General features: G+C 69.4%; 13 protein-coding genes. 4 read left to right on the forward strand and 9 right to left on the reverse strand.

Annotated elements, in window-relative coordinates; all coding sequences use genetic code 11:
• Positions 1 to 33: 33 nt before the first annotated feature.
• The gene (locus D7X55_RS05200; RefSeq protein ID WP_121722407.1) at positions 34 to 903 is read left to right on the forward strand and encodes a hypothetical protein; all 870 of its coding nucleotides are present in this window, start codon (positions 34 to 36) and stop codon (positions 901 to 903) included.
• A gap of 6 nt (positions 904 to 909) precedes the next feature.
• Here D7X55_RS05200 and D7X55_RS05205 read toward each other — a convergent pair whose 3' ends face one another.
• Genes D7X55_RS05205 through D7X55_RS05225 form a run of 5 tightly spaced genes read right to left on the reverse strand, consistent with a single transcriptional unit; the run spans position 910 to position 6,775 of the window.
• Positions 910 to 1,656: a type 1 glutamine amidotransferase domain-containing protein gene (locus D7X55_RS05205; protein WP_120547481.1), complete on the reverse strand. Its 747-nt coding sequence runs from the start codon at positions 1,654 to 1,656 to the stop codon at positions 910 to 912.
• Positions 1,657 to 1,695: 39 nt separating this feature from the next.
• A complete protein-coding gene (locus D7X55_RS45715) occupies positions 1,696 to 2,046 on the reverse strand; it encodes a carboxypeptidase-like regulatory domain-containing protein (RefSeq protein WP_121722408.1) in 351 nt (116 codons plus the stop codon).
• Positions 2,043 to 2,744: a response regulator transcription factor gene (locus D7X55_RS05215; RefSeq protein WP_120547483.1), complete on the reverse strand. Its 702-nt coding sequence runs from the start codon at positions 2,742 to 2,744 to the stop codon at positions 2,043 to 2,045. The genes D7X55_RS45715 and D7X55_RS05215 overlap by 4 nt, the downstream gene beginning before the upstream one ends.
• Positions 2,741 to 4,573 carry a HAMP domain-containing sensor histidine kinase gene (locus tag D7X55_RS05220; RefSeq protein WP_121722409.1) on the reverse strand — a complete coding sequence of 611 codons (1,833 nt, stop codon included), beginning with the start codon at positions 4,571 to 4,573 and terminating at the stop codon, positions 2,741 to 2,743. The genes D7X55_RS05215 and D7X55_RS05220 overlap by 4 nt, the downstream gene beginning before the upstream one ends.
• A gap of 12 nt (positions 4,574 to 4,585) precedes the next feature.
• Complete coding sequence (locus D7X55_RS05225) at positions 4,586 to 6,775, reverse strand: von Willebrand factor type A domain-containing protein (protein WP_233609603.1); 2,190 nt, start codon at positions 6,773 to 6,775, stop codon at positions 4,586 to 4,588.
• Positions 6,776 to 6,960: 185 nt separating this feature from the next.
• Between D7X55_RS05225 and D7X55_RS05230 the strand changes: the two genes are divergently transcribed.
• The 3 genes from D7X55_RS05230 to D7X55_RS05240 are packed head-to-tail and all read left to right on the forward strand — an operon-like array spanning position 6,961 to position 9,811.
• A complete protein-coding gene (locus D7X55_RS05230; protein WP_121722410.1) occupies positions 6,961 to 8,577 on the forward strand; it encodes an NADP-dependent glyceraldehyde-3-phosphate dehydrogenase in 1,617 nt (538 codons plus the stop codon).
• 39 nt (positions 8,578 to 8,616) lie between these two features.
• The gene (locus D7X55_RS05235) at positions 8,617 to 9,117 is read left to right on the forward strand and encodes a 6-carboxytetrahydropterin synthase (RefSeq protein ID WP_121722411.1); all 501 of its coding nucleotides are present in this window, start codon (positions 8,617 to 8,619) and stop codon (positions 9,115 to 9,117) included.
• Positions 9,110 to 9,811, forward strand: a complete 702-nt coding sequence (locus tag D7X55_RS05240; protein WP_120547487.1) for an SDR family NAD(P)-dependent oxidoreductase — start codon at positions 9,110 to 9,112, stop codon at positions 9,809 to 9,811. The genes D7X55_RS05235 and D7X55_RS05240 overlap by 8 nt, the downstream gene beginning before the upstream one ends.
• 8 nt (positions 9,812 to 9,819) lie before the next feature.
• Here D7X55_RS05240 and queD read toward each other — a convergent pair whose 3' ends face one another.
• From queD to D7X55_RS05260, 4 genes are all read right to left on the reverse strand, one after another.
• Positions 9,820 to 10,218 carry a 6-carboxytetrahydropterin synthase QueD gene (queD, locus tag D7X55_RS05245; RefSeq protein ID WP_120547488.1) on the reverse strand — a complete coding sequence of 133 codons (399 nt, stop codon included), beginning with the start codon at positions 10,216 to 10,218 and terminating at the stop codon, positions 9,820 to 9,822.
• A 61-nt stretch (positions 10,219 to 10,279) separates the two neighbouring features.
• Complete coding sequence (locus tag D7X55_RS05250) at positions 10,280 to 10,486, reverse strand: SRPBCC domain-containing protein (RefSeq protein WP_120547489.1); 207 nt, start codon at positions 10,484 to 10,486, stop codon at positions 10,280 to 10,282.
• Positions 10,483 to 10,800, reverse strand: a complete 318-nt coding sequence (locus D7X55_RS05255; protein ID WP_121722412.1) for a helix-turn-helix transcriptional regulator — start codon at positions 10,798 to 10,800, stop codon at positions 10,483 to 10,485. The genes D7X55_RS05250 and D7X55_RS05255 overlap by 4 nt, the downstream gene beginning before the upstream one ends.
• Positions 10,801 to 10,863: 63 nt before the next feature.
• On the reverse strand, positions 10,864 to 11,470 hold a 607-nt coding region (locus tag D7X55_RS05260), incomplete at its 5' end, for a hypothetical protein (protein ID WP_233609599.1).

Raw genomic sequence — 11,470 nt, forward strand, 5'->3', positions numbered from 1 at the left:
GGTTCGTTCCCCTGTTCCCCCAGGAGGCCCCTCATGCCCAAGTCGATTGGTGGTTCCAGCTTCAAGGCGCCGTCGGTGCCGAAGTCGCCGCCTTCCACCACCCCCAAGGCGCCGAACAGCGTCTCCACGCCCTCCTCGAGCACCGCGAGCACCAGCAAGAAGCGCCCGCTGGACGAGGCGTCGTCGTCGGAGCCGAACAAGCTGGCGAAGACGGACCTCAAGGACAACACGACGGAGGCGCGGCTGAAGCGGGCGAAGATTCGCGAGGAGCGCCGTCAGTCGTCCGCGGACGCGGTGGGCTCGGCGGACGGCCGCAGCGGCTTCGTGGGCACCTCGCAGGGCTTCCAGAAGATGAACCCGAAGACGGACGGCAAGCAGCGGGTGGACACACCCTTTGGCCCGGTGAACGCGAGCAAGTTCCCCACGCAGGACCCGGCCTTCAAGATCACCACCCAGGCGAAGAAGGACTACGGAAACCAGCCGGTGGGGCACAAGTACTCGGACCTGGTGACGGCGTTGAAGGCAGGGGGCAAGAGCGACAAGGAGATCGCCACCGACCTGCTCAACGGCCTGGAGGGCAAGGACCCCCAGCACCTCACGGACAACAAGTCCAAGAACGCCGCCGCCAAGCTCCTGGCCATCATGAATGTGTCCGAGCCCATGCGCGTGGGCGGCTCCGGCAAGGCGGGCCGCGCGACGCTGCGCATGGTGCAGGCCGGGGAGATCAGCCTGGAGCAGGCCTTCACGGGGAAGACGCCCACGTTCCCCATGGCGGACAATCCGACGTACATGCGCCGCACGGTCAACTACGACGGCACGAAGCAGACCAAGCCGCCGGAGAAGCCGACACAGTTCGACAAGGTCGGCGGCTACATGTCCGACAGCAGCGGCGACGAGTCCTGAGCCGTCTCACAGCCTCTTCAGGAAGCGCTCCGTGAAGAGGTACGCGTCCCCCGGCCACCGCGCGGACACGTAGCGCCCGTCCTCGACCACGAAGGCGGGCGTGTGGTCCGTCGCGGTGCCGCGCTTGGACAGGACGCGCGGGCCGCGCTCGAAGTGGCCCGGGTCCGCGAGCACGGCGGCGACCTCCTCCTCCACGTAGGCGGGATAGGTGCGGTAGTAGCGCCCCAGCTTCCACGCCGTGAGCAGGTACGCGGAGCGCTCCATGTACTTGGGCAGGCACGTGGTGCGCATGCCGTGGAGCACGCTCCTCCCGGTGGCGGGGTCCTTCGTGCGCGCCAGCACCAGCACGCCGTGGCAGATGGCCGCCACGGGCCGCTGGAGCGCCCAGAACGCCGCCACCTTCGACTGGAGCAGTCCGCTGCCCAGGTACTGCCGCATGCCCGGCGCGTGGCCTCCGGCGAGCAGGAGCGCGTCGAAGTCCGACGGCTTCACCGCGTCCCAGGTGAGCGGCTTCTGGAAGGCCTGCGTCAGCGTGAGGTCGCCGTAGAAGCGCCTGGGCTCCGGGTCCGCGCCCAGTTGTCCGAAGAGCACGCCGGTGAGCAGCAGCGGATCCGCTGCGGGCATGTGGCCCTTCTCCGTGGCGAACACCACTTCGTGCCCCGCGTCGGTGAGCATGCGCCAGGGCACGGCCACTTCGGTGACGTCGAAGTCGTGGTCAGGCAGCGGGACGAGGACGCGGCGGGCGGAGGCCATTCGGGCAGTGTTTCCCGGTGCCCGGGGACTGACAAGACCTCACCAGATCTCGGGAGCGTTTGGATCCGAAGCCAATTCAACGTGTGCTCGGAGCGAGCGCCCCTCTTGGAGTTGAAGATCCTCCCTCTCGTGCGGGTAGTAGTGATCTTGTTCGAAGCGCAGGGCATAACGTCCGGGGAGAAGGCGTGGAAAGCGGAAGCATCCTTGGCCGTCCGTGAGTAGGACCTGCTCCTCCGTGAGGGCAGGCGACCTCAAGGTGACAATCACACCGTCGAGGGGCTTCCGGGTGACGACGTCGATGACGGTGCCGAAGATGGCGCTCTCGGACCGGGCGCTCGTGGGGGCGGAGGCCAGCAACAACGCGAGACACGGCAGGACAAGGCGTTTCATCGTTCGATCTCCATCCGGTAGCCTACGCCGCGCACGGTCTGGATGGAGAAGCGGGAGGCGCTGGTCCACTTGAGCTTGCGCTTCAGGCTGGAGACGAAGTTGTCCACGGTGTGCGGATCCACCACCACGTCCGTGCCCCATACGGCGTCCAGGATTTCGTCCCGCTTGAGCGCCCGCTCGCGCTCCTTCACGAAGAAGGCCAGCAGGTCGAACTCCTTGCGCGTCAGCTCCACCTCCGCGCCCTCCGGTGACTCCACGCGCCGCCGGTCCAGGTCCACGCTGTAGCCCGCGAAGCGCAGCAGCTTCGCCGGAGCGACACCCCCGCCGCGCTTCAGGTGCGCGCCCACGCGGGCCAGCAGCTCGCGCAGCCGGTAGGGCTTGCCCAGGTAGTCCTGCGCGCCGGACTCGAAGCCTCGCACCACGTCCTCCTCCAGCGTGCGCGCGGTGAGCATCAGCACCGGCACGCCCATGCCCTCCTCGCGCAGCGAGCGGCAGAGCGCGTAGCCGTCTCCGTCCGGCAGCATCACGTCCAGGAGGATGAGCTGGAAGTCGCGGCGGGACAGGTGCTCGCGCGCCTCCTTCACCGTGGCGGCCTCCTCCACGGCGTAGCCACCCTGGTGCTCCAGGTTGTCGCGCAGCGCGAGCCGCAGGTTCGGGTCGTCCTCCACGACGAGGACGGTGGGGGCGGCGGTGGTCATGCGGTGCTCCGGTACTCGGGAAGGGTCAGTTCGAAGGTCGTGCCTTCGGGGCTGGAGTCCGCCACGCGCAGCGTGCCTCCATGAAGCCTTGCGATGCGCCGGCACAGCGCGAGCCCCAGCCCGCTGCCGGGCACCTCGCGGCCGTCGCGGCCGGACAGCCGGTAGAACTCTCCGAAGACGCGCTCCCACTCGGCCTTGGGGATGCCGGTGCCGTTGTCCGTGAAGTGCACGCGCCCTCCGGACAGCGTCTGGACGTGCAGCCGCACGGGGCTGCGGGTGTTGTACGCGCACGCGTTGCGCGCCAGGTTCGCCAGGAGGAGCCGCAGGAGCTGCGCGTCCACGTTCAGCTCGCGCGCGTCCACGTCCGCGGTCAGCTCCACCGGCACTGGAGCGCTGGACTCCAGGTCCCGGCGCAGGTGGGAGACCAGCTCATCCAGCCGCACCGGCGCGAGCTTCGGCACCCAGCGCCCCTTGTCGATGCGGTTGAACGACAGCAGGTTCTCCACCAGGAAGCCCAGCCCGTCCGCCTCGCGGATGATGCGCGCGGGGTAGTCCTTCGCGTCCGCGCCCTCCGCCACGCGCCACTCCAGCGTCTCCGCGAGCAGCCGGATGGACGCCAGCGGCGTGCGCAACTCGTGCGACACCGTGGCCACGAAGTCGCTCTTCAGCTCCAGGAACCGGTACTTGCGCTGCTGGGCCACGAAGGCCAGCGCCGCGATGACGAGCGCCAGCACCGCGCACAGCGCCAGCATCAGCGTCTTGAGCCGGTAGCGGCTCTCCAGCGCATCCTCGCCGCGAGCCCACACAGACGACTCCACCGCCACCGGCAGCGACGCCAGCGTCATCACCGGCGCGTCTCCCGGCAGGGCCACGCGCCCGTCCGCCTCCAACAGGCCGCGCTCGCGCATCTCCCGGGTGAGCCCCGCCAGCAGCCCGGGCAGGTCCAGCGCCAGCCCGCGTACGTCCGCCCCCTGGAGCGGTTCCAGGTACCAGCCGGACCGGACCAGCAGCGGCTCGCGCACGGCTTCCGGGAGCGGCAGCGGCGTCGTGGCCAGCTCGCGCGCCCGCGCCTCGAAGTCCGCCACGGGCACGCCCACGCGCGCGGAGAGCGCCGACACCTTCTCCCGCAGGAACTCGAAGTCCTCCGGCGTGAAGCGCGAGCGCTTGAGCAGGAGCAGCCGCTGCAAGCCCTCCAGCCGCCCACCGCCCTGCCCATCCAGGAGCCCGTCGCGCACCAGGCCGCGCATCAGGTCCGGCACCACGTCGCCGCGCGCCGCCACGTCCTCCAGCACCACCAGCAGGGACGGCAGGTCCCGCGTGGACGCGAGCACGAAGCGCGCGCGGTGCTGGAGCAGCGCCATCAACGACAGCAGCGTGGCCTTGCGGTCCTTCGCCTTCAGCGCCTGCTCCACCAGCGCCATCCGCTCCAGCCGCTCGCTCCACGGGCCCTCGTCCTCGTCCGCGACCTCCGTGCCCGCGCGCAGCCGGGCGTAGCGCTCCTTCGCGGGCGCGTCTCCGGCCGTGTCGAACTGCGCCAGCCGGGGCAGGACCTGCTCCCCCTGTTCCCGCAGGTACAGCCCCGGCGTGGCCACGAGCGGATCCTCCTTCGCCGCCGCCAGCGTGCCGCGTGCGCCCTCCAGGCCTTCGCGCAGCGCCTGTCCCAGCGACGCGCGGGCGTACTGCTCCAGGGCCTCGCGCCGGGAGCGGAGCGAGGCCCGCGCGTCCTCGCGTTCCGCGGCGAAGATGCGGTGGAGATAGCCCAGGCCGACCCCGAGCCCGGCGAGGCCGAGCACGAGGGCGACGAGGGTGGGCAGCAGCCTGCGCGGCATCCGGACCCGTCCCTACTTGAGGGTGGGGACGCGGTCGGCGTCCATGGTGCGCACCGGCGCGATGGACTCGAAGCGGTCCTCGCGGCGGTCCAGCTTCTTCGCCAGCCGGATGAGGTCGCCCAGCTCCGCCACGTCCTTGCGCGCCTTCAGCGGCGTGCCCAGCTCCTCCCACAGCGACACGAGCGCGTCGTAGGTGAGCGGCCGCGCCCAGTAGGAGCCGCGCAGCTTCTCCGCGAACGCCGCGGCGACGTAGGACAGGCGGGTGGGGGAGGCGGCCTTCTCATACGCGGGACGCAGCAGCGTCACGGGCATGGCCTTCTCGATGAGCTTCGAGCTGCCGCCCTCCGGGGCCTTGTAGCGGATGCGCAGCGTGCCGAAGTTCGTCTGCGACGGGTCGCGCAGCTTCACTTCGTACAGGGCGGTGACGGCGTGGCCCGCGCCCACTTCACCCGCGTCCACGCGGTCGTCGTTGAACTGCTGCTTGGTGAGCAGCCGGTTCTCGTAGCCGATGAGGCGGTAGCGGGACACCGTCTTGCGGTCGAACTCCACCTGGAGCTTCACGTCCTTGGCCACGACCTGGAGCGTGCCGGTGAGGTTCTGCACGAAGATGCGGCGGGCCTCCTCCAGCTTGTCCACGTAGGAGTAGTTGCCTTCACCCACCTGGGCCAGCCGCTCCATGAGCACGTCGTTGTAGTTGCCCATGCCGAAGCCCACGGTGGACAGGGTGATGCCCGCCGCCGCCTGCTCCTTCACGCGCTGCCAGATGCCGTCCGCTTCGACGATGCCGTTGTTCGCCACGCCGTCCGAGCAGAGGATGATGCGGTTGATGCCGCCCTTGATCATGTGGCTCGCGGCCAGCGCGTAGCCCAGCTCCATGCCGGCCTGCGCGTTGGTGGAGCCTTCCGACTGGACGCTGTCGATGGCGCTCAGGATGGCGGCCTTCTGCGTGGCGTTGGTGGGGGCCAGCACCTGATGGGCGGTGGTGCCGTAGACGACGATGGACACCCAGTCGCGCTCATCCAGCGCGTCCACCAGCAGGCGCAGCGAGCGCTTCACCAGGCCCAGCCGGTTCTCCATATCCATGGAGCCGGACACGTCGATGACGAAGACCAGGTGCCCCGGCTTGCGCTCCGCTCGGCTCACGTCGCGCGCCTTCACGCCGATGTGCACCACCTGGTAGCCCTTGCGCGCGGGGGAGGGGAAGCCCTCCACGTTCACGCTGAACGGCGCGTCCGGAGCGTTGGCGTAGTCGTAGTCGAAGGTGTTGACGAACTCCTCCACGCGCACGGCCTGTTCATCCGGCAGCGCGCCGCGCTCCAGGTAGGCGCGCGTCAGCGTGTACGACGCCGTGTCCGTGTCCACGGAGAAGGTGGAGAAGCGCTCCTCCTCCGTGTCCACGGTGGGGTTCACGCCGTAGCCCTTGAAGTACATGTCGAAGAAGCGCTGGCCCTGCGGGGCCACAGTGCGCTCCGGCGCGGGCTGCGGCGTGGGGACCGCCGAGGCCTGCGGGGCGCGGTACACCGTCTGCGGCGTACCGTCCGGGACGACGACGGGCATGTATGGCAGGGCCCAGGACGGAGCACGCGCGCGGTCGTTCTTGTCGAGCGGGCTGCTGTTGACGCCGAAGGCCGGGTCGTTCGTGGACAGGCCGTCCACCACGTAGCCGTTCTCGGGTGAGGTCGCGCCGTTGATGGACACGCCGTACTGGTCGGACCTGGCGCTCGGAGCGACCTCGGCCAGAGACTCGAACTCACGCTTTGCACCGCCCTTGCCCACCGGGCGCGCCACCGCGATGCGCTTGACGAACTCCTGGTCCACGTTGACGCCCATGTTCGACGAGCCCACGTCGATGGTGGGCGGCGCACCGATGATGGTCTCCACCTGTGGGAAGGGATCCGGCCGCAATTCCGCGTTCACGCGGAGGGTGCGATTGGGGAGCAACTGGATCTCATGGGCGTAAGGCTTGAAATCCTCCTTTTCGAACCGCAAGACGTACGTGCCGGCGGGAAGCTGAGGGATGCGGTAGTTCCCCTGGGCGTCCGTGACGACGACCTGTTCGCCTTCCATGCTCGGCGACCTCGCGATGACGACCACGTCCCCCACGGGCTTCTTGGTCTCGACGTCAATCACCGTGCCGATGATGACGCTCGTGGCGGCTGTGCCCGCGTCGGGCTGGGCTCCCACGGGCGCGGCGGACATCATCAGGAACAGCGGCAGCGTGCTTCTCAGGAGGGACTTCAGCATGAACCACCTCTCGCGCATCAGGGTGGAGCCATCATCCAGATGCGCCCCGCATCGAACCGCACGGCGGGCTCGTCTCCTCATCATGGTTTCATCATGGCGGGAAATCGTGCCGGGGGCCGGGTGTCCCATTAGAAAGGCCGTCCATGACGGCACTCGACACCCTCTTTCCCTCCGAAGAGCAGATTCCCCCCGGCGTGCGGCTGCCCGCGTACCTGGAGCAGCGCGAGTACCTGGTGGGCGGCGAGCTGCGCACCTGGGCCGGTGAGCTGAATCCGGTACTAAGCCCCGTGTTCGTCCGGACCCCGGAAGGGCTGAAGCAGAAGGTCATCGGCGCCACCCCGCTGCTCACCTCGCGCGAGTCGCTGGACGCACTGGCGGCTGCGGTGAAGGCCTACGACTCTGGCCGGGGCGTCTGGCCTGGGCTCAAGGTCGCCGAGCGCATCGAGCACGTGGAGCGCTTCCTCACCGCCATGCGCGCCCAGCGCACCGCCGTGGTGAACCTGCTCATGTGGGAGATTGGCAAGACGCAGCCGGACTCGGAGAAGGAGTTCGACCGCACGGTGGACCTCATCGTGGAGACCATCCGCGCGCTGAAGGAGCTGGACCGCACGTCGTCCCGCTTCGTGCAGGACCAGGGCATCATGGCGCAGATCCGCCGTGCGCCCATGGGCGTGGCCCTGTGCATGGGGCCGTACAACTACCCGCTCAACGAGACCTTCAGCACGCTCTTCCCCGCGCTGCTGATGGGCAACACCGTGGTGTTCAAGCCGGCGAAGTTCGGCGTGCTGCTGGTGCGGCCTCTCTTGGAGGCGTTCCGGGACTGCTTCCCGCCCGGCGTCATCAACATCATCTACGGCCGGGGCCGGGAGACCGTGGGCGCGCTGATGGAGAGCGGGCAGGTGGACCTGTTCGCGTTCATCGGCACCAACAAGGGCGCCAGCGAATTGAAGCGCATGCACCCGCGTCCGCACCGGCTCAAGTCCGTGCTGGGCCTGGACGCGAAGAACCCGGCCATCATCCTGGAGGACGCGGACCTGGATAACGCCGTGAAGGAGTGCATCACCGGCACGCTGTCCTTCAACGGCCAGCGGTGCACGGCGCTGAAGCTCCTGGTGGTGCACCGGAAGGTCGTGGACGCGTTCCTCGCGAAGTTCACCGCCGCCGTGGACACGCTCAAGCCCGGCATGCCCTGGGACCCGGGCGTCGCCGTCACGCCGCTGCCGGAGCCGGGCAAGGGGACCTACCTCCAGGGGCTGGTGGACGACGCGGTGGGGAAGGGCGCGCGCGTGGTGAACGCGACGGGCGGGCAGGCGTCCAAGTCGTTCTATTCACCCACGGTGGTGTACCCGGTTACGCGGGAGATGCGCCTGGCCACGGAGGAGCAGTTCGGCCCGGTGGTGCCGGTGATGGTCTTCGACGACGACGCGGAGGCCATCCAGCTGGTGGTGGACTCGCCGTTCGGCCAGCAGCTGAGCCTGTTCGGGAAGGACTCGGCGCGCATCGGGCGGTTCATCGACGCGTTCTCCAACCAGGTGGGCCGCATCAACCTCAACTGCCAGTGCCAGCGCGGGCCGGACACGTTCCCGTTCAACGGCCGCAAGGACTCCGCGGAGGGGACGCTGTCCGTGGCGGACGCGCTGCGGGTGTTCTCCATCCGCACGCTGGTGGCGACGAAGACGACGGCGGACAACACGGCGCTCGTCCAATCCATCCTGACCCGCAGAGAGTCGGATTTCCTCACCACGGACTTCCTCTTCTAGTCCCGCCTTGGCCCCGGGTGGTATGCCCTGGGCCATCCCATGGCGCCGCGCACCACGACCCTCGAGCTGCACAAGGAAGAGATGAAGTTCTCCGCGGGGCACTTCACCATCTTCTCCGCCACGCACCGCGAGAACCTGCATGGGCACAACTTCTCCGTCTATGTCGCGCTGACGGGGGAGGTGTCCGACGACGGCCTGCTTTCGGACTACGGTCCGCTCAAGCAGGCCATCATCGCCCGCTGCAAGGCCTGGAACGAGACGTTCTTCCTGCCCGCCCACTCCCAGCACCTGCGGCTGGAGCGGGACGAAAAGGGCAACCACGTGGCGCACTTCAACGGCGAGGAGCTGCGCTTCCTCGCGCGCGACGTCACGGTGCTCCCGGTGGCCAACGTGTCGCTGGAGGAGCTGGCGCGCGTCTTCGGCGAGGAGCTGGTGGGCGACGGCAGCGCCATGGCCCGCGACCACATCACCGGGCTGGTGGTGAAGTGCGCTTCGGGCCCCGGCCAGTGGGCCTCCTGGGAGTGGAAACGCGATGTCTGATCAGGTCCTCATCACCGGCGCCAGCCGGGGCATTGGCCGGGCGGCGGCGGAGCGGTTCCGCAAGGAGGGCTGGCGCGTCATCAACGTGTCGCGAAGCCCGTGCACCGTGCCGGACGTCGTGAACGTCCCGGTGGACCTGGCCGTGCCGGGCTGGGAGCCCGCGGTGGAGAAGGCGCTGCGCGACGGCGCCGGACAGGGCCGCCTGAGCGTCATCCACAACGCCGCCCTCTACGAACATGACGACGCGCTGACCATGGACGCGGACCACCTGCGCCGCGTGCTGGAGGTCAACGTCGTGGCGCCGCTGGTGCTCAACCGCCTGGCGCGGCCGCTGCTCACGGACGGCTCGTCCCTGCTCTACGTGGCGTCCACGCTGGGGGAGAAGGCCGTGAAGGGCGTGGCGTCCTACGTGACGACCAAGCACGCGCTCATCGGGATGATGCGGGCCACCTGCCAGGACCTGGCGGGGACGCAGGTGCACACCGCCGCCGTCTGCCCGGGCTTCACCGACACGGAGATGCTCCGCGAGCACCTGGGAGCCGACCCCGCCGTCCGCGCGAGCGTGGCGGGGATGACGACCTTCGGGCGGCTGATCAACCCGGAGGAGATCGCCAACGTGCTCTACCTCTGCGCCACCACCCCCGTCCTGAATGGCGCGGTCATCCACGCCAACCTGGGACAGATCGAGCGCTAGCGCCTGCTTCAGCCTTCCTGCGCGTAGACGGTGCACGACGACGTGCACGTCTCCGCCACGCGGATGCGCGCAACGGTGGTGCCGGGCACGTTCACGCGCTCGAAGAGCCACGCGGCCAAGAGCTCGCTCGTGGGGTTCTCCAGGCCCGGGACGTCGTTGAGCAGCCGGTGGTCCAGCTGGGCGTGCAGCGGCTGCCAGGCGGCGTTCAGCTCCGCGAAGTCCACGATCCAGCCGAAGTGCGGGTGCACGGGGCCTCGGAGGGTGATTTCAATGCGGTAGCTGTGGCCGTGCACCCGCGAGCACTTGTGCCCTTCCGGAACGTTGGGCAGGCGGTGCGCGGCCTCGAAGGTGAACTCCTTCGAGATTTCGGTGACGAGGGTGGGCTTCTTCACGGGGACGGCCTCCATTCGGCGGCCTTGTATCCGCGTTCCCCCCGTGCGTCCACGGCTCGTCTCGGCGGGCGGGCACTCAGACGCCGAGTGCGGCTCCCAGCCGTGCGAGCACGCCCGGCCAGCCCGGCTTCATCCCCTCGAAGGCGCGGCGGCCCACGACGGGCCGCACGTCGCCCGCGGCCCACCACTTCGCGTGGAGCTCCGGGGTCGTCAAAGCCTTCCACACGGCGGAGGGCGGATGGGCATACACGTGGTCCAGCTGGATGACGGCGGGGGGATTCATTTTCGGGACTCCTCGTCGAGCACGTCCTCGAGCGCGGCAAGCCGCTGCTTCCAGTAGTGCGTGAAGGCCTTGAGCCAGTCGTCCACCTCCGACAGTGGACGCGGATCCAGGTGGTAGTAGCGCTCGCGGCCGCGCGGCTCCTCGCGGACGAGCTTCGCCTTGCGAAGCACCTGGAGGTGTTCGGAGACGGCGGGCCGGCCCAGGTTGAAGCCGCTCGCCAGGTCGTTCACCGCGCGCGGCCCCTTGCGCAGCTGCAGCAGGATTTCCCGGCGCACCGGATTGGAGAGCGCCGCGAACACATCCGGTTCGGACATGGCCCGGATTGATACGTCGGAAACTTCCGACACGTCAAGAGGCGTCGGAAATCTCCGACGCGTCTAGCGGCGGGCGGCGCGCTGCTCCCGGCGGACGGGGAGGCGCAGGAGCTGGGCGTAGCGCGCGAGCCGGTCCTCGAAGCGGCGGGAGTCCCGGCCCCAGTGCACGACGACGTTGCGGTCCGGGTCCTTGTGGTGCGTCAGCGCGATGCCGTACTCGTCCTGCGCGCCAATCCAGTCCGGGTGGTGGCGCCGCTCGCAGTCGAGCCCCACGTAGTGCTCCAACGGCTCGCTCCAGGTGAACGCGCTCAGGGCGCCGCCGCCGCGCAGGGAGACCTCCGAGGCCGTGACCACCACCTCCAGCCGCGTGCGGACACACCGCAGGATGAACGTCACGGACACGAAGCCGCCGAGCACCACCACCAGGGGCAGCATCCACTCCTCGCGCAGCCGGGCCGGGGACAGGCCCTGGTCCAGCGCGTAGGCCAGGGGAATCACGACGAACAGCACGAAGGACAGCAGCGGCCACACGACCTGGCCCGCCAGCGGACGCGTGTGGAAGCGCAGGGGGAGGTTTCCCCCCATGTCCATCTTCTGGGGGACCGGTGAGAGCACTTCGAAGAAGGACATGGGCCGGGCGTCTCGGGGGGAGCGGGCGGGGATGTCTGCC

This window comes from Corallococcus sp. AB049A (assembly GCF_003668885.1).
Taxonomy (GTDB): domain Bacteria; phylum Myxococcota; class Myxococcia; order Myxococcales; family Myxococcaceae; genus Corallococcus; species Corallococcus interemptor.

Bases quoted from the DNA above. Each gene is read 5' to 3' on its own strand.
- D7X55_RS05220 (WP_121722409.1), bottom strand. From the start codon at position 4,573: ATGCCGCGCAGGCTGCTGCCCACCCTCGTCGCCCTCGTGCTCGGCCTC.
- D7X55_RS05240 (WP_120547487.1), top strand. From the start codon at position 9,110: ATGTCTGATCAGGTCCTCATCACCGGCGCCAGCCGGGGCATTGGCCGG.
- D7X55_RS05255 (WP_121722412.1), bottom strand. From the start codon at position 10,800: ATGTCCGAACCGGATGTGTTCGCGGCGCTCTCCAATCCGGTGCGCCGG.
- D7X55_RS45715 (WP_121722408.1), bottom strand. From the start codon at position 2,046: ATGAAACGCCTTGTCCTGCCGTGTCTCGCGTTGTTGCTGGCCTCCGCC.
- D7X55_RS05225 (WP_233609603.1), bottom strand. From the start codon at position 6,775: ATGATGTCCGCCGCGCCCGTGGGAGCCCAGCCCGACGCGGGCACAGCC.
- D7X55_RS05235 (WP_121722411.1), top strand. From the start codon at position 8,617: ATGGCGCCGCGCACCACGACCCTCGAGCTGCACAAGGAAGAGATGAAG.
- queD (WP_120547488.1), bottom strand. From the start codon at position 10,218: ATGGAGGCCGTCCCCGTGAAGAAGCCCACCCTCGTCACCGAAATCTCG.
- D7X55_RS05250 (WP_120547489.1), bottom strand. From the start codon at position 10,486: ATGAATCCCCCCGCCGTCATCCAGCTGGACCACGTGTATGCCCATCCG.
- D7X55_RS05200 (WP_121722407.1), top strand. From the start codon at position 34: ATGCCCAAGTCGATTGGTGGTTCCAGCTTCAAGGCGCCGTCGGTGCCG.
- D7X55_RS05230 (WP_121722410.1), top strand. From the start codon at position 6,961: ATGACGGCACTCGACACCCTCTTTCCCTCCGAAGAGCAGATTCCCCCC.
- D7X55_RS05215 (WP_120547483.1), bottom strand. From the start codon at position 2,744: ATGACCACCGCCGCCCCCACCGTCCTCGTCGTGGAGGACGACCCGAAC.
- D7X55_RS05205 (WP_120547481.1), bottom strand. From the start codon at position 1,656: ATGGCCTCCGCCCGCCGCGTCCTCGTCCCGCTGCCTGACCACGACTTC.